General features: G+C 58.9%; 20 protein-coding genes and 1 pseudogene. 12 read left to right on the top strand and 9 right to left on the bottom strand.

What is annotated here, in order from left to right; translation table 11 throughout:
* Positions 1–8 precede the first annotated feature (8 nt).
* Together ACR0AO_RS23230 and ACR0AO_RS23235 are read left to right on the top strand one after the other, a co-directional pair.
* Positions 9–785, top strand: coding sequence for a Coenzyme F420 hydrogenase/dehydrogenase, beta subunit C-terminal domain (locus ACR0AO_RS23230; protein ID WP_480608998.1), 777 nt, complete (start codon positions 9–11; stop codon positions 783–785).
* Positions 772–1,563, top strand: a complete 792-nt coding sequence (locus ACR0AO_RS23235) for an amino acid ABC transporter ATP-binding protein (protein ID WP_480608938.1) — start codon at positions 772–774, stop codon at positions 1,561–1,563. The genes ACR0AO_RS23230 and ACR0AO_RS23235 overlap by 14 nt, the downstream gene beginning before the upstream one ends.
* Positions 1,564–1,718: 155 nt before the next feature.
* On the opposite strand, the pseudogene ACR0AO_RS23240 reads toward ACR0AO_RS23235, so the two are convergent.
* Both ACR0AO_RS23240 and ACR0AO_RS23245 read right to left on the bottom strand, forming a co-directional pair.
* Positions 1,719–1,941 (bottom strand): annotated as a pseudogene (locus tag ACR0AO_RS23240) (DDE-type integrase/transposase/recombinase); the annotation flags it as partial.
* A 101-nt stretch (positions 1,942–2,042) separates the two neighbouring features.
* Positions 2,043–4,931, bottom strand: coding sequence for a Tn3 family transposase (locus ACR0AO_RS23245; RefSeq protein WP_480608940.1), 2,889 nt, complete (start codon positions 4,929–4,931; stop codon positions 2,043–2,045).
* Positions 4,932–5,051: 120 nt separating this feature from the next.
* On the opposite strand from ACR0AO_RS23245, the gene ACR0AO_RS23250 reads away from it, so the two are divergent.
* Together ACR0AO_RS23250 and ACR0AO_RS23255 are read left to right on the top strand one after the other, a co-directional pair.
* A complete protein-coding gene (locus ACR0AO_RS23250; protein WP_480608943.1) occupies positions 5,052–5,663 on the top strand; it encodes a recombinase family protein in 612 nt (203 codons plus the stop codon).
* Positions 5,638–6,324: a substrate binding domain-containing protein gene (locus ACR0AO_RS23255; protein WP_480608945.1), complete on the top strand. Its 687-nt coding sequence runs from the start codon at positions 5,638–5,640 to the stop codon at positions 6,322–6,324. The genes ACR0AO_RS23250 and ACR0AO_RS23255 overlap by 26 nt, the downstream gene beginning before the upstream one ends.
* 271 nt (positions 6,325–6,595) lie before the next feature.
* Here ACR0AO_RS23255 and ACR0AO_RS23260 read toward each other — a convergent pair whose 3' ends face one another.
* Complete coding sequence (locus ACR0AO_RS23260; protein ID WP_480608948.1) at positions 6,596–7,405, bottom strand: DUF4198 domain-containing protein; 810 nt, start codon at positions 7,403–7,405, stop codon at positions 6,596–6,598.
* A 335-nt stretch (positions 7,406–7,740) separates the two neighbouring features.
* On the opposite strand from ACR0AO_RS23260, the gene ACR0AO_RS23265 reads away from it, so the two are divergent.
* Positions 7,741–8,010, top strand: a complete 270-nt coding sequence (locus ACR0AO_RS23265) for a hypothetical protein (protein WP_480608951.1) — start codon at positions 7,741–7,743, stop codon at positions 8,008–8,010.
* An 85-nt stretch (positions 8,011–8,095) separates the two neighbouring features.
* Here ACR0AO_RS23265 and ACR0AO_RS23270 read toward each other — a convergent pair whose 3' ends face one another.
* Together ACR0AO_RS23270 and ACR0AO_RS23275 are read right to left on the bottom strand one after the other, a co-directional pair.
* Positions 8,096–10,012 (bottom strand): copper amine oxidase, encoded by a 1,917-nt coding sequence (locus ACR0AO_RS23270; RefSeq protein ID WP_480608954.1) that lies wholly within the window; start codon positions 10,010–10,012, stop codon positions 8,096–8,098.
* A gap of 80 nt (positions 10,013–10,092) precedes the next feature.
* Positions 10,093–11,253, bottom strand: coding sequence for a HupE/UreJ family protein (locus tag ACR0AO_RS23275; RefSeq protein WP_480608957.1), 1,161 nt, complete (start codon positions 11,251–11,253; stop codon positions 10,093–10,095).
* 226 nt (positions 11,254–11,479) lie between these two features.
* Between ACR0AO_RS23275 and ACR0AO_RS23280 the strand changes: the two genes are divergently transcribed.
* From ACR0AO_RS23280 to ACR0AO_RS23305, 6 genes are all read left to right on the top strand, one after another.
* The gene (locus ACR0AO_RS23280) at positions 11,480–12,124 is read left to right on the top strand and encodes an anti-sigma factor (protein WP_480608958.1); all 645 of its coding nucleotides are present in this window, start codon (positions 11,480–11,482) and stop codon (positions 12,122–12,124) included.
* Between the two features lie 90 nt (positions 12,125–12,214).
* Entirely contained in the window at positions 12,215–12,817 is a 603-nt protein-coding gene (locus ACR0AO_RS23285) for a sigma-70 family RNA polymerase sigma factor (RefSeq protein ID WP_480608961.1), read from the top strand.
* On the top strand, positions 12,814–13,338 hold the full coding sequence (locus ACR0AO_RS23290) for a cupin domain-containing protein (protein ID WP_480608964.1): 525 nt from the start codon (positions 12,814–12,816) through the stop codon (positions 13,336–13,338). The genes ACR0AO_RS23285 and ACR0AO_RS23290 overlap by 4 nt, the downstream gene beginning before the upstream one ends.
* Positions 13,339–13,365: 27 nt before the next feature.
* Complete coding sequence (locus tag ACR0AO_RS23295; protein WP_480608966.1) at positions 13,366–14,703, top strand: efflux RND transporter periplasmic adaptor subunit; 1,338 nt, start codon at positions 13,366–13,368, stop codon at positions 14,701–14,703.
* Positions 14,700–15,395, top strand: coding sequence for an ABC transporter ATP-binding protein (locus ACR0AO_RS23300; protein ID WP_480608967.1), 696 nt, complete (start codon positions 14,700–14,702; stop codon positions 15,393–15,395). The genes ACR0AO_RS23295 and ACR0AO_RS23300 overlap by 4 nt, the downstream gene beginning before the upstream one ends.
* The gene (locus ACR0AO_RS23305) at positions 15,392–16,615 is read left to right on the top strand and encodes an ABC transporter permease (protein ID WP_480608970.1); all 1,224 of its coding nucleotides are present in this window, start codon (positions 15,392–15,394) and stop codon (positions 16,613–16,615) included. The genes ACR0AO_RS23300 and ACR0AO_RS23305 overlap by 4 nt, the downstream gene beginning before the upstream one ends.
* A 30-nt stretch (positions 16,616–16,645) precedes the next feature.
* Here the strand turns inward: ACR0AO_RS23305 and ACR0AO_RS23310 are convergent, their stop codons facing one another.
* From ACR0AO_RS23310 to ACR0AO_RS23325, 4 genes are all read right to left on the bottom strand, one after another.
* Positions 16,646–17,170, bottom strand: a complete 525-nt coding sequence (locus tag ACR0AO_RS23310) for a GlxA family transcriptional regulator (protein WP_480608973.1) — start codon at positions 17,168–17,170, stop codon at positions 16,646–16,648.
* A gap of 55 nt (positions 17,171–17,225) precedes the next feature.
* On the bottom strand, positions 17,226–18,116 hold the full coding sequence (locus tag ACR0AO_RS23315; protein WP_480608976.1) for a Rossmann-like and DUF2520 domain-containing protein: 891 nt from the start codon (positions 18,114–18,116) through the stop codon (positions 17,226–17,228).
* Positions 18,117–18,250: 134 nt separating this feature from the next.
* Entirely contained in the window at positions 18,251–18,454 is a 204-nt protein-coding gene (locus ACR0AO_RS23320) for a hypothetical protein (RefSeq protein WP_480608979.1), read from the bottom strand.
* A 794-nt stretch (positions 18,455–19,248) separates the two neighbouring features.
* A complete protein-coding gene (locus ACR0AO_RS23325; protein WP_480608982.1) occupies positions 19,249–20,271 on the bottom strand; it encodes a helix-turn-helix domain-containing protein in 1,023 nt (340 codons plus the stop codon).
* A 157-nt stretch (positions 20,272–20,428) separates the two neighbouring features.
* On the opposite strand from ACR0AO_RS23325, the gene ACR0AO_RS23330 reads away from it, so the two are divergent.
* On the top strand, positions 20,429–20,641 hold the full coding sequence (locus tag ACR0AO_RS23330) for a hypothetical protein (protein WP_257600360.1): 213 nt from the start codon (positions 20,429–20,431) through the stop codon (positions 20,639–20,641).
* Positions 20,642–20,666 lie beyond the last annotated feature (25 nt).

Genomic DNA, 20,666 nt, shown 5'->3' on the forward strand with positions numbered 1-20,666 from the left:
GCGCCGCATTGGATACCGGCGAACCATTCGCATTCATCGGCAAACCTTGCGATGTCACAGCCTTGCGTCTGTATGGCAAAAAAGATCCCCGTGTTGGTGAGCAATGCAAAGCAATGCTGGCCCTCGTGTGTGGCGGCGCGCCGGAGTTTCGAAAATCGCGAGATCTGGTGCATGAACTCGGTTACACGGAAGAGGACGTCGCTCTGTTTCGGTATCGCGGCTACGGCAATCCCGGCCGTGCGCGTATAGAGTTCAAGGACGGGCATGCTGAAGAACGCACTTACCTTGAGATGTGGGCAGACGAAAGCAAATGGTGCATTCAGGCCCGGTGTAAAATCTGCCCTGACGCAATTGGTGAAAGTGCGGATATCGCAGCGGCAGATTTCTGGCCCGGTGGCGCACCGACTGGTGAAGACGCCGGCTTTAACTCGATTGTTACGCGAACAAATACCGGTCGACGCCTTTTGAATGAGGCGGTCGATGCGGGTGCGGTGACCATTACGCGTGATTTGGAAATCGAAGATATGTCGGAAACGCAACCGCATCAGGTTCGTAAGAAATTGGCCCTATGGGCCCGTTATGCTGGGATGCGCGCCGCGGGGCATCCAGTGCCACATGTCACGGGGCTACGCCTAGATGATTTGGCCAAGACACAGTCATTCCGGGACAACCTCAATTCTGCCCGCGGGGCACGCCTGCGCAGCCACGATGGGCGTCTCAACGAACCTCGACCATCACCCAAATCCCCCGAATGCAGAGGAGGAACCGAAAATGGCGGAACTTGATAATTTCGATGAGATCGTTCACGAGGATCTTCCGGTTTCGGATGAGGTCGTGATCGAAATCCGTGATATGAATAAATATTATGGAGGGTTCCACGCCCTAAAGGATATCAACCTGACCGTCAGGCAAGGAGAGCGGATTGTCATTGCCGGGCCTTCGGGATCCGGAAAGTCCACCCTGATCCGCTGCATCAACCGACTGGAGGAGCATCAAGGCGGACAAATTATCGTGGACGGTGTTGAACTGACCAGCAGCACCAAGAATATCGATAAAATCCGGTCCGAGGTCGGAATGTGTTTCCAGCATTTCAACCTGTTCCCGCATATGACGATCCTGGAAAACTGCACATTGGCGCCAATGTGGTCACGCAAAATAAAGCGCGCCGAGGCCGAAGAGGTTGCAATGCATTTTCTCAAGAAAGTTCGCATCCCCGATCAGGCCAGCAAGTATCCCGGCCAGCTATCCGGCGGGCAACAGCAGCGCGTGGCGATTGCGCGGGCATTGTGTATGAAACCCCGGATTATGCTGTTTGATGAACCGACCTCGGCCTTGGATCCGGAGATGATCAAGGAGGTGTTGGATACTATGGTCGAGCTGGCCGAAGAGGGCATGACTATGCTGTGTGTGACCCACGAGATGGGATTTGCTCGTAAGGTATCGAACCGGGTGATCTTTATGGATCAGGGTCAAATCGTGGAACAGAATGAACCAGAAGAATTTTTTGGCAATCCTCAGAATCCAAGAACCAAAGAATTCCTGAGTCAGGTTCTCGGACACTGAACCCGAAAATAGCGCCTGGAGATAAGCGTTTCTCAAAGAAACGCTCTCCAGAGAAACAGGAACCAATGGTATGGAAGCCACCGTCGACAGGCGGTGGACCTTCTAACAGAAATTGAAGGAGGATACATGGATTCTGTTGTGAAGTTTCTAGCAGCTCAAAAGAGTACTTGTGTTCCGAACGGGTAAGCAATCAGTTTGGCGAACCCTCGAAATGGACAGGGGCCAGGCGTGAGTTGGCCATTGCGGATCATGCGCATCCTCGATGCCTGCCAGAATTGCCGAAGCTGAGATAAAAGACTTGAAGCCAAACATGGGACGCGTTCGTCTTTTGATGAAACGATGTCCTTGCTCGACGATACTGTTCTGGTATTTCCGCCTGACCATGACAGTGGACCTTATTTGTTTTGGGCAACGCCTTCAAACGCATCATAAAGGGGTCTGCTCCGGCTGAGTGCAGAATGACACCCTAAGGCCGGAGATCACCTGGTTTTCCATCTGTATTCGCCTGTGAGCAGGATATGCGCCCACCCGAGCGGCGAGATGTGCGCCAGAAGTTCTGGCGAATAGTCGAGGCCGGTGCCCTTTCGGGCTTCAACTGCTTGGCCAAGATGTTTTGTGTTCCAATAAATGACGATCGCGGCCAGCAGGTTAAGCCCTGCCATGCGATAGTGCTGCCCTTCAGAAGTTCGGTCTCGGATTTCGCCCTGGCGACCGATACGGAGGGCGTTTTTCAGCGCATGATGCGCCTCACCCTTGTTCAGACCAATTTGTGCGCGGCGCTGCATGTCGGCGTCCAGTAACCAGTCGATAATGAACAGGGTGCGCTCAATCCGCCCGATCTCCCGTAAGGCAACAGCCAGCTCGTGCTGACGGGGATATGATGCGAACTTCCTCAACAACTGGCTGGGCGGCATGACACCCGCCGCCATGGTAGCGACGGCGCGCAAAATGTCTGGCCAGTTTTCCGTGATCAGCTTTTCTCTGATCTTACCGCCGACCAGCCCGCGGATTTCCTTCGGCGCCGTAGCGGGGTCGAAGAGATAGAGCCGTTTTGACGGCAGATCGCGGATGCGGGGAACGAAGCGATAAGACAGGAGTGCGGTTGCGGCGAAGACATGATCCGTGAAGCCGCCGGTGTCGGCGTATTGCTCTTTGATCTTCTTCCCCACCTCGTTCATCAGCAGGCCGTCCAGAATGTATGGGGCCTCGTTGACGGTCGCAGGGATATTCTGTGTGGCAAACGGGCCGAACTGGTCGGAGACATGGGTGTAGGCCTTCAATCCGGGCTCCTGTCCATACTTTGCGTTGATGAGGTTCATCGCCTCGCCATGCCGCGTTGTTGGAAAGAACTGACCGTCGCTTGAAGCGGTCATACCACCGCCCCAGAACCGCGCCATCGGCAATTTGGCCTGCGCCTTGATCACCTTGGCAAGCGCCCTGTTGATGGCATCGCTTTCAACATGCCACCGGGACAAACGCGAGAGTTGGAAGTAGTCATGTGAACTGGTCGCCTCGGCCATTTTGCTGAGGCCAAGATTTAATCCCTCGGCCAGCAGCACGTTCAATAGCCCAATGCGATCCTTGCAGGGAACGCCGGTGCGCAGGTGTGTAAAGGCTTCGGTGAAGCCGATATCGTCCTCAACTTCCTGCAGCAGATCGGTGATCCGCACGGCAGGCAGGCGGCCATAGAGATCAAGCACCATGCCATCAGCATCCGTCGGGGTCGTTGCCGTCAAGCGATCAACCTTGAGAACACCGTTCTCTATTGAACCGCCGGGAATCGCGCCAGCTCTGGCAGCCTTAGCCAAACGCTTCATACCTTCTGCCAGCCTTGCCTTGCGATCATCGAGCCAGATCTCAGGTTCGAATGGCATTGTCAGGCGAGGGCACGCCTTGGCTGTTTCTATCGGTACCAAAGCTTGTTTCAGATCAGCGTAGCGCCGGGAGTGGGGCAGCCAGATATCGCCAGATCGGAAGGCTTCACGCACCTGGAACAACACGGCGACCTCCCAGAGCCGGTTGTCACCTGGATCCTGAGTATTGAGGTGTCGATGCCATTTCGAGGTTCGGCGCAAGAAGCCAACCTGACGGGGTGCATCAGTTTGATCTTGGGCGATAACTTTTGTTGCCTGCATCAAAGGCGCCGCCACCGGGGCAGCGCAGATATCAAGCGCCCGCAGCATTCTTGGGGCATAACGCCGGAAACGATGATATCCATGAACTACATGGAACAACGCGTCGGCTGCCATCGTGTCGGTCAACTCGGCTGCGGTTGTCACCATGTTTTCGAGGTGAGACCAACCACACGCAAGTTCAATGGCCGCTTCAAGGGACGCGCCATCCGCCTTGGCCTCCAACAGGGCGGCACCCAGATCCTTGAAGGATCGTAATGTTTCACGCAGCGAGGACCGGGCATCTGCGATACGCGCGTCGGACAACCTCTTCGCATCCCGCCAGGTCTTGCCAACAATCCGATCATGGGTTTCGATCACGGCATCGGCGATGGCTGCCTTCCACTCTACCGCACAGACGGCAAGGATCGCCAGGCGCCGGTCACTCGTGATGTCGCGCAACCCGTCGGCAAAGTAGCGCTCGCCCTGGCGGCGCAGGCGGGTGATCCGATGTGGAGGTACGTCGGACAGAATGTCTGGTGAGAGGCCCAGGCCCTGTAAAAATTCCAACCGATCCAATAGCCGCGATGCGCCTGCCGAGTTGCCACCCACTTCGAAGCGGCGAAGCCAGATGAACCGGGTGATATTGCCATCCACGATCTCGGTCAAAAGCGCATCCAGGCGTTCTTTCATTGCATCGCCGATCCTGCTGGCGAGCCGGCTTTCAATACGACGTTCTGCCGACACCAGGGCGTCGGCGCAGAGCCGCTCAATGACGGAGATGCCGGGCAGGATTACATGTGACCGGCGGCATTCTTCGACAAATCGACGCGCCAGGTCTTCGTTGGATTGGGCCGTTTCAGCCTCATTCTCGAGCCAAGCCTTGAGGCTGCGAGCGCCTTGGCCAGAGAACATCTTGAAGCCGTAAATCTGGCGCAGGGCGTGCAGATGCTGCTGACGGGTTTGTCGGCGTGCGGCATAGGGTATGACATCGTCGCCGATCAGACCCAACTGGGCGGCGATGAAGCGCAAGATCTTTTCAGGGATGACCTCGCCAGATGACAACAGCCGCCCAGGATAGCGTAGGGCACAGAGCTGTAGGGCAAACCCGATCTTGTTCTCCGGCCGCCGCCTATCGTTGATGTGTTCGATATCGTCGTCTGCCAGTGTGTAATGCCGCAACATCAAGGTTTCGTCAGTCGGTAGATCAAAAAGCGCCGTACGCTGGCGCTCGGTCAAAATGGTGCGATGCGCCATGTTTCTTTTGCTTTCTATTTGGGGATTGCTTATCGATGATTGTGTAATGGATTAAGGAATAAATGCCATGCCCGAAAGCTGGGGGTTTCGCCGCATATCACAAACGTTCGTTTGTGAAAAATGCTGATCGGATACGCGCGCGTCTCAAAAGCCGATGGCAGCCAGTCGCTTGACCTACAAAAGGACGCTCTAGTCGAGGCCGGTGTCGATGAAAAGCAAATCTACTCCGATCAGGCCTCGGGTAAGAAAGACGACCGCCCGGGCCTCGAAGCTTGCATGAAGGCTCTGCGAGAAGGCGACGTCCTTGTCATCTGGAAGCTGGACAGAATGGGTCGCAGTCTGAACCATCTGGTGAAAACGACGACCCTGCTGTCAGAGCGCGGTATCGGCCTGAAAGTGCTTACAGGCCAAGGGGCACAGATCGACACGACCACCGCAGCCGGTCGATTGTCATTTGGCATCTTTGCCGCGCTCGCGGAATTTGAAAGCGAATTGATCCGGGAGCGAACAATGGCGGGGCTGCAAGCCGCCCGAGCTCGAGGCCGCAAAGGCGGTCGAAAGTTCGCACTCACCAAAGCCCAGGTCCGGATAGCACAGGCCGCAATGGCCAACCGAGACACATCCGTTTCAGAGCTGTGCAGTGAACTGGGCGTGAAACCCGTCACCCTGTACCGATACGTTGATCCCAAAGGCAACCTGCGCGAATATGGAAAACGCGTGCTCGGCGCTTAAGGTGTCATTCTGCACTCAGCCGGAGCGGACCCCTGCAACAGGGTCCCTGCATGTCACGATTGAGGCGGATCTTGCAATCACCTATCTGTCGCCCATCCTTCCGGACTTCCTGAACCGTTATCCCGACGTGCAGATTCGGCTGACCATGACGACCGATGTCGTTGACCTTGTTCATAGTGGCATTGATCTGGCCATACGCGTTGGCCACCTTGCCGATTCCAGTCTGATCGCGCGCAAGATATATGAAAGCCGGTCAATCCTCTGCGCGAGTCCGGAATATCTGAAGGTTCGCGGTTGTCCCACGCACCCGCGCGAGTTAACCGAACACGAATGCATTTCGTTCTGGGTTCACGCCAGCCGCACCCACTGGAAATTCCGCGACGCTGACCGCGTACTGAGCATACCGATGTCGGGGCGGGTTAATGCAAACAGCCTCGTCTTCCTGCGAAGTGCCGCTGTCAATGGTCTGGGCATTGCGATGATACCGGTCTGGATGATTCAGGATGAACTGAAAAACGGTCGCCTGGTCGCGATTCTGGAGGACTATTCGTTGGATCCGCCAAGTACGCCTATCAATGCGGTTTTTGCCCATAACCGGCATCTTGCACCGAAGGTCCGGGCATTTGTGGACTTCTTAGCAGAGCAACTGGCGGCAGTTTAGAAAGCCGATAGGGTCGGCTGACCGCCAATTGGCTTCTTAAAAATTGAGGCTCTTGCTTAACCAATCCGGACGATCGTCAATGGCACAACAGTATGGCAATTAAATTTTTTGAAGTAAGGGACAATTCTGCCATTCGCTACGATTTTGCCGAGAATTGGCGATGACCAAAGAGCTAAATCTGCAGTTGAAAGAATAGCCAGCAGAGCAAAACGGCGGTTTAGACGCAGAAATTCCAGGCACGCTCAAAGTTGGCTCAATGCTTGCCCGCTTTCTAATCCAGCAGGAACGTCATGGATGCCCAATGGCTTTGCCAGACGACGGGCGGGGCGTTTACCGGATCAATCATCACCGAACTGATCAAATACGTGCCGGCTCCCATAAGCGGTAGCTCGACCCGGCCATCGGCCCCGGTCTCGAAAACCATTCGTTCGACAGGCTCAGACCAATTATCATGAAACAAAGAAACCCGGCGATCCGCTACCGGAGCACCATCGCGCAGCAACCGAATCATGAAACTCTCCTTTTCCGGTGCAAAAGGCATGCTCTCGGCGACAATTTCGAATGCCATTCCAAGCGGATAATCCTGGGCATCGGATGCCAATTCGCCCACCGGAACCAGCGCCTTGGTATAGCGAATGTACCGCTCGGCAAAATTGGTCGGGTCAAGGCCGCGTGCGTGATGTTCGGCGGCTAGTTCCTGATAATCTTCTTCTTCCAGAAACTGGCCGAACAGGTCCCAATCCTCGTAGGTGGCGCGGAACGGCACTGTCTGATACGCCAAAATGTGCAGGCCGGCGGCGAGAGTCTCGATTGACGCTGCTGGCAGGTCGCCGTCAATGCCTGCAACCGGGCGGGTTTCGCCAGATGCCGCTACCGAGAAACGCTCGAAACGGTTTGCCAGATAGGGGAAGGTTTCGCCCGATAGCATACGCCCGACCTTGAGTTCTGCCGTGATCTTATCACCCGGGGCGATATCAGTCGTCAGGGGTTCGATCCAGAACTCGTGCCCGGATGCAACCTGACCCTGAGCGGCAAGCACAACGGCGGCAATCGCGATCGACCGGCGGACAATTCGAAGCATATGAGAAGTTCCTCTTGTGATCTCGATAAGCATTACGCGGGCGCGCGGCGGCTGGATGCGATCGCTCTGCGGGGGGCTTGTCGGGAAAATCACAAACCTGTGATCCGATTCCTGGGCCGGGATGAAACCAAATCTGCTCCGGGCCCGTCTTTATTGGTGTTCGAAGATCAACAGGGAAGATTTTTCTCTCGCCGCGCCAGAAGCCGCGCGACGAGGACGTGGAAGATATGTGAAGCGGCTGATTTTACTCACCAATTCGCGGGCTCGCACGTTGAATTTTTCAAGAAACGCCCGGGTTGATGAACATAAATGTGATGGGAAAAAGGAACCCTGCTATGAAGACCACTGTTAAAATCACCGCATCAGCAATCGCGCTGACACTTGCCATGGGCACCGGCTCGGCCTTTGCCAAGGCCCATGATCAGGGCGTTGCCGATGGCGACTTTCCGGCCATCAGTACCGGCGATGTTGTCAAAAGCTTTGGTGGAATGGGCATTTCTTCCGTTGTCGGTGACGGGGCGCGTGGCGACGCGGCTTCGGCCAATGGCGGTGACAATCGGGTAACCCCGGTCGAGCGTCCCGGGCAGATCAACCAGCCCGACTGATCCGGCGCGCCTCTGCCCGATCGCGGCAGGAGCGCATCAAGACCGGGTGGCATGTGCTGCCTGGTCTTTTTTCGTGCATCCCGGATTATTGCGCGGGAACTGACGGGTTCCGGTCAAAGAACCGGTAGGGGCGTAGCCTGACGCTTTGCCAGACCGTCGACAGGATCGGCCAATCCTCGGGTCGGGTCACATGCCGGAAGCCGATCGTGTACCAGGCGACCAGATCGGTGCCGTCAATCGAGTCGCCGTCGATATAGTCAGACAGGCCCTCGCCGCCGCTGGACTGGTTGGGATAGCGCCCCGCCGCGTGCCTCTCACCCGGGCGATAGGCCGTGATCCAGAGGTTCTGGCCCGAGAACGCCGCCCGGCGCTGCGGCCAGTCCTGAGCACTCAGCAGGGAGGTCGGCGCCATGCCTTGTATCTGATAGCCCGGGTGGTGGCCAAGCGCTGTTGTTCTGGCCGGATTTTCGATGCGCCAGACCTGGGGGCCATCCATCGCATTTACCGCTGTCTCGGTCTTGATCGTGTCCGGAACAATGCGCCAGAGACTGCGCCGTGAACTTTTGTCGGGCAGGGCCTCCTGCACGATCCTTTCGCGCTGGAACCGGTTGGCGGAACCGTCGATATCGAAATCGAGCCGCAGCGAGAAATAATGGTCGTGATTGATCGCCACGAGCCCCGGTGCGACCAGTGCGCCATAGGCGGTTTCCGCTTGCGCGAGCTCATCCGTGGCCCTCTGGCTTTCCGCGGCGCGCACCGCGTCGATGCCGGTGGCACCGATGCGCATTTCGATCTGACCGCCGGGGGAAAACACCCAGTCCATGGCGTAATCATAATGCGCGATGCTGGGGATCGACCGGACCACGAGCTCTTTCCCGGCGAGGCCTGAATAGGCGCCGTTATAGGCCTCGAAATGGCGCCAACCCGGCCTGCCGGTCCGATGCTCGAAAATGCAGACCGCCCTCTCGCGTAGAATCGGCGTACCGGTGGGGCTGGCGATCATCTCATCGATGAACAGCGCGTCCGCTGGGCAATCGATGCCGGGGGTCAGGGAAGAGGCCAGCACGCCAAGGCCGTATTCACCAGCATCGATGTATGTCCGGAATGCCCAGCCTTCGCGCGGATCCATATAGGGTACGAAAACTTCGGAGACATGCGCCTGATAGAGGATCTGGCGGCGGGTGCCTGCATCATCGAAATCGACCAGCGACAGAACCGTGCCAAACAACGGATCAAAGCCTAGGTGAAACTGCCAGTTGCCCCATGTGATCATCCGCCCCTCCGCGTGGATCGCGGGTGACGGGGCCGATCGCGGGTCGGGCTGGGAACCGTTGGCAAATTCATGCGAGGCCGCCGGGGTCGCGATGATGCCCTCATCCAACACCCCCAGCACCTCATTTGTCTCAAGATCGACTGTGGCGACCAGACCCTCGATGGGGCGGGCATAGATGTTGGTTTCCGTTCCCCTTGTGTCAAAGCAGGGCAGTTTCATCAACCGCCGCCCGGCCAGATCGGCATCGCCAAAATACCCCGCCGAGAGCGACTCGCAAAAAATCTCGTCATATCTCTCGTAGCCGCGCGCGCGCATCGCCGCCTGCCAGCGCGGATCGGATTTGACCGCCGCCTGCGCGCTCTGCCATTCGGAACTCAGGATCCGGGTCTGCGCGCCGGGGATCACCTCCCACCGGGTCAGCGCGCCTGAGGCGAGGTCGATATCCGCCTCGATCGTTTCACCCGAAACCCGCAACATGACCTCTGCCGTGCGGGGCATCGGCGCGCCGGGATGCCAGGCGCGGATTTCGTCTTTGTCGGGTTCCTTCAGACGGATCACCGGCGCGCGGGTGTCCTTGTCGGCCCGGCCCGATGCTGCAATCGCGGTGATCGCGCGGGTGATTTCACCGGCGCTGAGCGGGTCGAGCGGGTGGGCAGTGTCGGCAAGAGCAGGTGAAGCGGGCATCAGCAGAAGGACCCCGACAAGCGCAAAGCGGATATGAAAAAACATCTTGGCCTCCTAATGAATGCGCAGGACACGCGCGGCGTGCCCTGCTGAATTGCTGGATTTCTGCCGGGCCGCTCGGGCGGTCAGGCGATACGCTCGACAAACCAGACACAGGCCACCAGCGCGACGATAAGAGATGCCGGGATCGAGATCGCCTGCCGGTACCAGTGGCGATGGCGAAACCAGAGCCCGACGGCAAGAAAACAGGCGGCGAGCACCGACAATTGCCCCAGCTCGACGCCGATGTTGAAACCGACCAGCGCTGGCAGGTATTGCCCCTCCGGCAATCCGAAATCCGTCAGGACCGAGGCAAATCCCAGACCGTGCAGCAGGCCGAAGACAAACACGACGAGCGGACGGAACCGACTGAGCCGCGTGGTCGTCAGGTTCTCGATGGCAACAAAAACGATCGAGGCGGCAATCAGCGGCTCGACAATTGCAGGCGATATCCGCACCAGCCCGTATAGTCCAAGCGCCAGCGTCACACTGTGGGCAAGCGTGAAACAGGTCACCTGCCAGGCAAGCGGTCGAAAATGCGGGCTGAGCAGGAAGAGCCCGATGACAAAGAGAATATGATCCAGCCCTTTCGGCACAATATGGTCAAACCCGACCGGGATATATTCCGCCACAACCGACCCGGCGCGCACCGCGATCACCCCGTCAAGAGCGACCGGTTCACTCGTCATTCCCGGTTGCAGGAGTGACGCGAAGAACGGCTCGGAGGCGCCGGCGGTGCTGACCCTGAGCACCGTCTGACCAAACGCCACACCGCCGGTCCAGCTGAGCTTCGTCGCACCGGGCGGCAACTGCGCGGTGAATTGCAGCCGCGAAATGCGGGCAAAGTCGGTGTTGCCGACCTCGGGGACGGTGACCTCCGCCAGCGACAGATCGACAGGGGTTTCATCGGCACGCAGGGTCATGCTCTGCGGCAGAGGTGGCGCCTCGGCCCGGAACTTCGCAATGAGCGTGTCTGAACGCGCCGCGCGTAGGGTGTCGTAGTCAGCCGCTTGGTCGGATGCGCCGGTGTTGGTGTGCTCCGCGCCGATCTGCAGCAGGTAAGCCTCGAGATTGAGATCGACAGTCAGATCCACCTCACCGGCGGGCGATATCGTCAGATCCGCGATGGCCGGGCGAAGCTCGTGCGCTGTACCGAGGCTTGGTGCCGCGACAAATATCGCCACTGCCGCCACGGTTAGGGCGAATTTTTTCCAAGATATTGATATTGCTGAAGAAATTAGTCTCATCAGAGGTGCCCCGTCGTGAAATGTTACTGGTATTTACGGCGCGACACCGGGTAACGGATGCAGATTGCGGGTGATTTTCCGGGAATTTCTTGGGTTTTGACCGATTCCGCTGCCCACGGGTGCAACCCGCTGACCTCCTCGCGCGTATGTATTAGTATGGCACAATTGAAGAAATCACTGACGCGGCCCTTCCTTGAGACAGCACGCGGAAAGACGGGGGGCGGACATGATTGACCGACGCCGCCCGCCGCTAACGTTTTGGCGCTTCTGTCGCGATATGTTTGCCGGAAAGCACACGTCTGATACGGAGCTTCTTTTGCCCGTGACCGAGCTGCTGACGCCGCAAAATCCACCGCCCGGGTTGCTCGGCCGGGTCGAAGAGGAAATCGATACGCTCGACCCAGGTCAACCCGGCCCGCAGGCCGACCGGCTGGGGACGTCCGGATTTCACACCAGAAATAAAGCGTTCCTTTCTGGCCTCATGTCGGGGGCAGTCGCCGCGGCGCTCTTGCTCATCGTGTGGCCGCAGACGGTATTCCAGGACAATCTGACACCAATCGCCGCAATGGCGGGCCCCGCCGGTGCCGTGGTGATGACGGCGGATACGAAGGGACCCCGGCACTATCTTATCGTCGAGTTTCAACCGATGAAACCAGATCCGGATGGCGCTGTCGAGCTTTGGGCGATTGCCCCGAAAGACGCAACGCCACGCTCTCTGGGGCTGTTGGCCGAAAAGGGAGACGTCACAATTCTCGCGCTAAGCGACCCACTTGAGTCAGGCGCGGTGCTGGCGCTGAGCCGCGAACCGAAAGGCGGCTCGCCCCGATCCGGCCCCACCGGCCCGGTTCTGATGACCACTGAGATCCGCTGACACGCAAAAATCAAAAAAGTTAATTCCCACTGCATCCAACTCTCGACCGGCTTTCGTAAGGTAAGGTACAACAGGATAGGGAAGATCGACGTGAGAGGAATTACCCATCTGATGCCGACCTCAGAAACGGATCCGGCTGCGGTGCCTCGAGCGCGCGATGCAGCGCAACGGCGCAAGCTGGCCGAGCTTCTGGCCGCGACCGCCGAAGGGGACCGGGCTGCGTTTCGCCGGCTTTACGATCTGAGCATCCGTTTCGTTTTCGGCATTGTCGTCGCGGTGATGCGCGATCAGCAGCTTTCCGAAGAGATTGCCCAGGAAGTCTATGTCACGATCTGGAAACGCGCCAAATCCTTTGACCGCGAGAAAGGCAACCCCTTGTCCTGGATGGCAGCAATCGCCCGCAACCGGGCCATCGACCGGCTGCGGGCCGAGCGCGCGCGCGGGTTCGTATCCTTTACCGATGAAGTGCCGGATCTGGCCGATCACATGAATGAGGCAGAATTGACCGTCGACGCGATCACCCTGCGCCGCATGCTCGAGGATCTGCGTCCCGAGTTCCGTCAGGCGCTCTTGCTAAGCTATTTTCAGGGCTATACCCATGCCGAACTGGCTGCGGTGCTCGATGTGCCATTGGGTACGGCCAAGAGTTGGGTCAATCGCGGTATTTCCGCTCTGAGGGAGATGCTGCAATGACCGGGAAAAGAGACTTGACCCCTGATCATCTAGACGCGCTCTTTGGCGGCGAACGTGCCCGTGCAGATCAGAACTTGCCCGGCACGCGCCCGGATCTCAAAGCCGATATCGCTGCAGATGCCGAGATGCTGAGCGCATTGGGCGGTGCCGTTGCGCCGGCCGAGCCCCCCGGCGGGCTGTTCGACAGGATCGAGGCGCAGATCGACGCGCTCGAGGCCAGCGAGGTAAACACCTTGCGCGCCGAAGACGGTGAATGGACCCTTCGAACCGAAAAGATCTGGCAGAAATTCCTGTCAGAAGATCCGCAATCGGGGCGCAAGATCTACTTGCTGCGCTGCGAGCCGGGCGCCGTCATACCTGAACATTTCCATGATCACGACGAACATGCGCTGGTACTCGAGGGCGAACTCTGGATGGGTGATCTGCATGTGCGGGCGGGCGACAGCCAGTTCTCGCGCGTAGGAAAGGTTCATCCGCAACTCAGCAGCCCGACCGGATGTCTTATTCTGGTGCATGTCTGAGGTCACGCCACGCAGGGGGCACACCTGATGAAGCTGATATTGTCATTTATTCTTGCCGTCCCTGTTGCCCTGACAGGCGTGATCGCTCAGCCCGACCTGCCGCTGCTCTGGGCCTCGTATTTCGATGATGAAACGCGCGGCTATGTGACCGCCGAGGTGACGGTTGACAGTCTTAGTCGCAGCATCGTCGCGACCGGCAATCTGCAGGCGGTGGCGACGGTCGAGATCAGCTCACAGCTATCTGGCCAGATCGCGGAACTGCCCGCGGACTTCAACGATCTGGTGCAGGCAGGAACGGCGCTGGCGGTGCTGGACCAGCGCGGATTTCAGGCGAAAGTCACGCAGGCCCGCGCGGAACTGCAGATGGCGCGTGAGAACGTAGCGCTGATCAAAGCCAAGATCGACCGCGTGCGCGAGGCCGAGAGAGAGTTGATCGTGACTCGCGACGTGTTTGCCGCACGGGTGCGCCAGGCCGAAATCCGGGCGGAAAACGCGGCAGCTCAACTGGCTCGCGCCGAGAGGTTGTCAACGCTGGGGGCCACCTCTGGCGCGGGGCTGGAAGAAGCGCGGGCCGAATTGGCAGCGCGACAGGCCGAACTGGAAGAGGCACAGGCTCTGGCGCGCGCGCACCGGCATGTGGTTGCATCCGGCACTGCGGCGCTCAGTGAAGCCGAATCCGAGCTCAGAAATGTCGAGGCGGCCCTGCCATTGCGGGAGGCCGCACTGACCCTGACCGAGCTTGATCTGGAACGCAGCGTGATCCGTTCGCCGATCGACGGGATCGTGATCGATCGCAATGTCGAGCCTGGTCAGACAGTCGCGGCAAGCCTCGATGCGCCGGTGTTGTTCACCCTTGCGGGCGATCTGTCGCAAATGGAGATCCACGCCAGCGTCGACGAAACCGATATCGGCCAGCTTGCCGTGGGACAGGAGGCGATGTTTACGGTTGACGCCTATCCCGGTGAAAGCTTTGCCGCGACCGTAAGCGAAATCCGCAAATCCGCGCGGCGGGTTCAGTCGGTGGTCAGCTATACGGTTGTGCTGGCGGCCGAAAACCCGCGGGGGCGTTTGTTGCCCGGCATGACCAGCACCGTGATCATCTCGGTCGAACAGGCAGGCCCGTCACTGACCTTGCCGCTTGCCGCCCTCAGCTACCGGCCCGACGGCAGTGAGAGGCAGGTAAATGGCCCGATGATCTGGGTTCTTGATCCGGCGGGGGCCGCGACTGCCCGCGCGGTTGAACTGGGCATCGATGACGGGCAGCGGATCGCCGTGTCGGGCGGGGGCCTCAGCCCGGGCGACAAGGTGATTGTCGGATACGGCGGGACCGCACGTTCGGACGGGACGGCCGAGAGCAGATCATGAGCCATCAAGGCGCTGATATCTTGGTTGATTTCCGGAATGTCGGCAAATCCTACGGCGCCGGTCCTGTGGCGGTGCATGCGCTGCGCGCGGTCTCCCTGCAGATCCGGCGGGGCGAATTGATGGCGCTTGTCGGTCAATCGGGATCAGGCAAAAGCACACTGGTCAACCTGATCGGGCTGCTGGATCGGGCAAGCAGCGGGTCGATCCGTATCTGTGGCGCCGACCCCGAGTGCTTGAGCGCCGATGCAACCGCCCGACTGCGGAACCGACAGATTGGCTTCGTGTTTCAGGGCTATCACCTGTTGCCCGACAGAACCGTGATCGAGAATGTCGAACTGCCGCTGACCTATCAGCGGGTGCCGCGCAAGATGCGTCGCGCGCGGGCGCATGATCTGCTGGACCGCATGCAGCTGACGCACCGGGCGCAGGCTTATCCCACAACGCTGTCGGGCGGTGAGAAACAGCGCGCCGCCATCGCGCGGGCCTTGATCACTGATCCCGACCTGATCATCGCCGACGAGCCGACGGCCGCGCTTGACCGTGAGAATTCGCTGATCGTTCTGAACATTCTCAAATCTCTGGCAGATCAGGGCCGGGCGGTTTTGATGGTGACGCATGACCCGATGGTCGAGCATACCGCCGCCCGTGTGATCCAACTAGACGGGGGCCAGATCCGGGCCAGGGCTGCATGACGTGGCATGACTTAATAGGCGATGCGCTGCGGGCGCTGTTCGCAAAACCATTGCAGGCGCTCTCGATGACGCTCGGCATCATTATTGGCGTGGCGTCGCTGATCACCATGCTGTCAATCGGGTCTGGCGCGAAGGCGCGTATCGAGGCCCAGATCGCGGCGCTTGGGTCCAATCTGGTGATGGTGCTGCCCGGCACGTCTTCGCACGGGGCCGGGGCCATAGCGCGCCAGCGCTTCCCGACCCTGCGCGAGATCGACAGCATGCGCGACACGATCCCCGGAATTGCCGCCACCGCCCCTGCGCTGCAGGGCAATGCGCAAGTGGTCCGGGGCAACCGGAACCGCGCGGTGCGGATCAACGGCACCACGCAGAACTACTTTATGATCCGCGACTGGCCCCTGGCAGGCGGGCGGATATTCACACAGCGCGAAGAGGACCAGGCCCGCAAGGTAGCTGTGATCGGGCAGACCGTCGCAGAAAAGCTCTTTGGCAGCGAGTATCCTGTGGGTCAGCAGATCCGGATGCTGGGCACACCGGTCGAGGTGATCGGCGTTCTCGCGCCCAAAGGTCAGAGCACCGCCGGTCGCGATCAGGACGATATCGTCTTTCTGCCTTACACCACGGCGCGGCTTCGCATCGGCGCGGCCGGGTCTGGTGTGGTGCCTGATGCGGTCTCTTACGCGCTGGTCAAGGCGGCCAGGCCGGGTGCCGTGCCCGCTGTGGTGGACCGGTTGCGCGACAGGTTCGCGCGCAACTCTGCCGGCGCACCGGGCGCAGCCTTGCGAATCGTCGATCCGGCCGCCGCGCTTGACGCTCAGCGCGGTGCCAGCAGGACGGTTTCATGGCTACTGACGCTGGTGGCGTCGGTATCGCTGATCGCGGGCGGCATCAGCATCATGAACATCATGATGGCAACGGTGACCGAACGAAAAGGTGAAATCGGACTGCGCATGGCGATCGGCGCCCGACGCCGCGATGTCGCACGGTTGTTCGTGGTCGAAGGAGTGATCATCTGTCTGATCGGAGGTTTTCTCGGGGTCGCACTTGGTATCGCCAGCGCAGAGCTCACAAAATTTCTTACGGAATGGGAGATTGAAATATCGCTCGCAACAATCGCGCTACCGCTTGGATCGTCGTGTCTGATTGGTATGGTTTTCTCCTACATTCCAGCACGACACGCAGCCCAAATGGAACCTGTTGTTGCACTCAGTCGGCAGTGACCGGCATGAGCAGGCGCAAATACTGCGCTGCTAGCAGGGGGTTTTGAACCGTTCCCGATACTCATTCGGAGAAACATGCAGGCTTCGATGCATCGCGCGCCGCATCCGCTCCTCATCGCCAAACCCGGTCTTGGCGGCAACTGCTTTCACTGGCAAGCTGCTGTCTTCCAGAATTCTGCGTGCGGCGTCGACGCGCATCGCCTCGACGGCTTTGGCGGGGGACTGTCCCATTTCCTGTTTGTAAACGCGTGAAAAATTTCGGGCGCTCATGTTGGCGATGGATGCGAGCGTCTCTATTGTGATCTGATGATTGAGATTGCGCTCAATCCAGTAGTGAAGCGCATCGAAACGTCCTGCCGCATCCTTCGCCTGATTGCTCAGAACAGCGCTGAACTGCGATTGCCCTCCGGGCCGTACCATGTAGGAGACCAATGACCGTGCAACTGCCAGAGACACCGGCTTGCCATAGTCCTCGGCCAGCATGGCAAGCGACATGTCGATACCCGCAGTGACTCCGGCGGATGACCTGTCAACGGCGGCATAAAAGCCGGCCATTGGGGCGGAGCAAAAGTAGGCCAGTTTGGCGCGTAGGCGAAATTATGTTAAATCTCTACTGATCCAATCGTCGGCCCAAGCCTCCGTTTCCCTTTCGACCGTTTAATGTCGTACCGTTTCTCTTAAGGTTTCGCGCCAGTTCACTCAGGTCCTTGTAGAGGCTTCCGGCTGCGGGATGCCACTCGGATACATCTTCGCCCTGCGTCGTGACAACAAACTCGTCACCCCGTGACGCCGGGCCCGTCAGCGCGTCGCGAGGCCCGTGTGCTGACACGTTCTCACAGGTTCCGCGCAATAGATTTGCGTTCAGCTGCTGAGCAATCTCGTCCGGGACGCCGGACGCCGCCCAGGCTTCGCGGGCGATGGCTTGCAAGACCACGGTGAAGTTGTTCGAAATCACCGCTGCCGCATGATACAGGCTCTTTCTTTCCGAATTGATACGGAAACATTGCGCGCCCATTTGTTCAATCAATGGCCGGACAACCTCAACAGCATCATCATCGCCCTCAAGGCCACAAAGCGCACCCTTGAACTGTTTTTTGGCGGTTTCCGGATCGGCAAATGACAGAACCGGATGCATGCTGGCAAGCCGCCAACTCAGTTCGCGAAGCGGTGCCATTTGTTCTGCCGGGAAAAAGCCGCTGCAGTGCACGGCAACGGGTGCTTGCCGAGGGTCTTCTCGACCGCCGAACGTCTCCGCCAACTCGGAGGCCACCGCAGCAATCTGGGTATCCGGCACGGTCAGGATCCACAGATCGGCAGGTCGCAGATCCGCATGGTGCTTTACAGCTCGCCCTGCTCCGGATGATCGGGCCGCCTCCTGTGCTGACTGGAAATTTGCGCTCAGCACATCCTGGATCGAGCAATCAGGGAGCGCGTTCAAAAGACTGATCAGTGTTTTGCCGACCTTCCCGGGGCCGATGACATTTACCTTGATTTGAGACACGCCCTTTGCCCCTATGTCGTCCTGTGGATGCATCCCCAACGCTACACCAAACTCCGATATAGAAACATCTGTGCTGCGTTCACGACAGTCTTACCGTAGGGCTTATACCATAGGCCGGCGTTGACCCTCTCTAATTAAGACCCAGCGTTCGAGACCTCGAAGTGGGTTTTCACCACGCGTAACAAGTGCTCAAAGTCACCCGAGACGGCTTCCACCAGGAAAGTCTGAATTCTGGATTGCTCGGCTCCGGCTGTTGCGGCTGCGGTCTGGCAGCGTGCCAGCACTTCAAAGGCATTGGCGTTTGTTCTGGGCAGGTCGATGGTGGCAAGTTTTTTCATGTCAAGTCCTCATGTAGAATACCGAGCAACAATCGCAGGCCAAAATTAATCTCAGGTATAAGATGTGGGAGTTTTGGCCTCGTCCAACGAACTCTCCAGATTTAATTCGAGCCGCGATTACAAGCTCAACTGCAAATCATCCCGATCCAATACGGCCGCACGTTCAATAAGCAGCAAATAACTGTGTTGAGCCCGCAGGAGACCAAGAGATTTTTCGCTGCGCTCGCTCGCTGCTAAAAGATAGCCAGGGCCGCAGCATCAGCGTCAGGGTGACAATATCCGCCAGCAAGAACGGCCCTTTCCGGACCTTCACCCCGTTTGCAGTCTCCGCGGTGCGGCATCACCGGGCCAGCCATTCGCCGCGACCGCAAAATCTCAAGAACGGCAAGTTGACAGACCGTCCGCGCATCCGAGTCGAAACGAAGGGCCTGATACCTAAGACCTTCTTCCAGACACCGTCGAGGCAGCAGGAGCATGCAACGTAACCCCGGATCAACTTGGGGCTGGAATGCGTAGGGCTCTGTAGTCGTTCTAGGAATGACCTTTGCCACTGCCCTCCTCGGTTTCTTCATCGCGAATCCGGAAATCTTTACGGAATTGAAGGGACTGAGCCAATGCTTCTCCCCACTCAGCGGCTGCCGGGGCGTCTTTCAGGTCCGCAGGCATCCCACCTGGCAGAGGTCGTCGAGGGGCGAGTTCCTTGGCACAGTGGATCGCTTTCCCATTCGGCCAGAGGGACGTTTGTATCTACCTGTGCTTCGAAAACCGGGCGCCGCCGGCAATGTGAAACCAAGCTATTCGCCTGACTCCCTGTTTTCCTGAAACTCCCCTTCGGACCGGTATCGCATCGGTGACACCCCGACCCAGCGCTTGAAAGCACGCCTGAAACTCTTGGGTTCGGCGTATCCAAGGCGCGCGCCGATTGCCTCGATCGGCAATTCAGTCTCGCGCAGGAGTTCGAGCGCGCGTCGCTGGAGCACTTCTGCGCGAATCTTGCGGAAGGACACGCCTTCGGTCTTCAGCGCGCGCTGCAAGCTTCTGGGTCCAACGGCCAGAAAGCGCGCCGCAGCTTCTTCCGATAGAATGACGTTAGGATGCATGATGTCCATGATCTGTCCGACGGATTCTCGCATCGTTTGAACCGGTTTGACCCCCATAAGCGCTCCCAGTTCCTCCAGCGACAAGTCGCGGTCCGATCTGGCTCTCCCGGGATTGAGCGCGGCCAAGTCGGACCTTCGGATTGCGATGCCCGGCACAGTGCATCCCAGGCGGACCGGAGCCCCTGTCAATTCTTCAAGAGCTTTTACTTCACCCGCATCGGTCTCGGGGAGCTCGACCCAGTCAGGTCGCCAATCGGGGCCTAGGAAATAACGCGCCACATGGCCGATCACGAACAGTGCGCCTTCGTCGAGATGCCTGTGTCCGATCACCGAAAACTCGCGGGAATCACGACCTACGACGAGGTGCGAGCGGGTTTCACGAAGCACGATCTTCGATCCAGGATGGGTAAGGCACAACGCTCGCCGTCCCCGGTCAAGTGCCGTTGCCAGGTCGGGGGCGCCCAAAACGTAGCTTGCATAGGCCCCATAGGTCCCATAATCGAAGTCGCGCCCAAGCCGCGCCCCCAGGTGCCGGTCGCCGATAGAACGCGCAACGGATTCGACCACGATGGCTTCGGATGCATAAGGCAAGAAACCCTTAGCTTTCAGAAACATACCCCGGTTAAGCCCCTCGGACTGCAACGCCCTGTCGACTATGTCGCGAGGGGCGTAGCGATCCAGCAATTCGATCACGTGACCGACTTCGATGAGGTTCACCAGATTTCTTTGCATGCCTCGATATTGTCGGAAAATGACCGGCAGGACAATGTTAGAAACCTTCTTGAAAATAGATTCCCCGTCCCCTCGCAGGACCGACCGGTGACGGAAAGGTCGGCGGACGGGCGAAAAACCAAGCAAGAAGGAGAAAAGAGGAATGGGGCTGAATCGAAAGAACCTCATCGCAACGTTCGGCGTTGCCTTGGCCTTGCTTATGGCAATGCCCATGTCGGCGGATGCCGGGCGACAGCGCACCAAGAACACGATCGGCGGCGCGCTCATTGGAGCTGGCGTCGGAGCTCTGGTTGGGGGGAGCGGCGCTGTCCAGACCGGGGCGATTGTCGGCGCCATCGCAGGCGCCACGAAATAAACTGCAGCCTGAACTGGCCCAGCAA

The sequence above is a fragment of the Ruegeria sp. AF8 genome (assembly GCF_056541825.1).

What these genes read in the sequence shown, in the direction of transcription:
- ACR0AO_RS23280 (WP_480608958.1), top strand. Translation starts at nt 11,480, where the DNA reads ATGATTGACCGACGCCGCCCGCCGCTAACGTTTTGGCGCTTCTGTCGC.
- ACR0AO_RS23270 (WP_480608954.1), bottom strand. Translation starts at nt 10,012, where the DNA reads ATGTTTTTTCATATCCGCTTTGCGCTTGTCGGGGTCCTTCTGCTGATG.
- ACR0AO_RS23250 (WP_480608943.1), top strand. Translation starts at nt 5,052, where the DNA reads ATGCTGATCGGATACGCGCGCGTCTCAAAAGCCGATGGCAGCCAGTCG.
- ACR0AO_RS23255 (WP_480608945.1), top strand. Translation starts at nt 5,638, where the DNA reads ATGGAAAACGCGTGCTCGGCGCTTAAGGTGTCATTCTGCACTCAGCCG.
- ACR0AO_RS23235 (WP_480608938.1), top strand. Translation starts at nt 772, where the DNA reads ATGGCGGAACTTGATAATTTCGATGAGATCGTTCACGAGGATCTTCCG.
- ACR0AO_RS23305 (WP_480608970.1), top strand. Translation starts at nt 15,392, where the DNA reads ATGACGTGGCATGACTTAATAGGCGATGCGCTGCGGGCGCTGTTCGCA.
- ACR0AO_RS23295 (WP_480608966.1), top strand. Translation starts at nt 13,366, where the DNA reads ATGAAGCTGATATTGTCATTTATTCTTGCCGTCCCTGTTGCCCTGACA.
- ACR0AO_RS23290 (WP_480608964.1), top strand. Translation starts at nt 12,814, where the DNA reads ATGACCGGGAAAAGAGACTTGACCCCTGATCATCTAGACGCGCTCTTT.
- ACR0AO_RS23310 (WP_480608973.1), bottom strand. Translation starts at nt 17,170, where the DNA reads ATGGCCGGCTTTTATGCCGCCGTTGACAGGTCATCCGCCGGAGTCACT.
- ACR0AO_RS23265 (WP_480608951.1), top strand. Translation starts at nt 7,741, where the DNA reads ATGAAGACCACTGTTAAAATCACCGCATCAGCAATCGCGCTGACACTT.
- ACR0AO_RS23300 (WP_480608967.1), top strand. Translation starts at nt 14,700, where the DNA reads ATGAGCCATCAAGGCGCTGATATCTTGGTTGATTTCCGGAATGTCGGC.
- ACR0AO_RS23275 (WP_480608957.1), bottom strand. Translation starts at nt 11,253, where the DNA reads ATGAGACTAATTTCTTCAGCAATATCAATATCTTGGAAAAAATTCGCC.
- ACR0AO_RS23260 (WP_480608948.1), bottom strand. Translation starts at nt 7,405, where the DNA reads ATGCTTCGAATTGTCCGCCGGTCGATCGCGATTGCCGCCGTTGTGCTT.
- ACR0AO_RS23320 (WP_480608979.1), bottom strand. Translation starts at nt 18,454, where the DNA reads ATGAAAAAACTTGCCACCATCGACCTGCCCAGAACAAACGCCAATGCC.
- ACR0AO_RS23245 (WP_480608940.1), bottom strand. Translation starts at nt 4,931, where the DNA reads ATGGCGCATCGCACCATTTTGACCGAGCGCCAGCGTACGGCGCTTTTT.
- ACR0AO_RS23330 (WP_257600360.1), top strand. Translation starts at nt 20,429, where the DNA reads ATGGGGCTGAATCGAAAGAACCTCATCGCAACGTTCGGCGTTGCCTTG.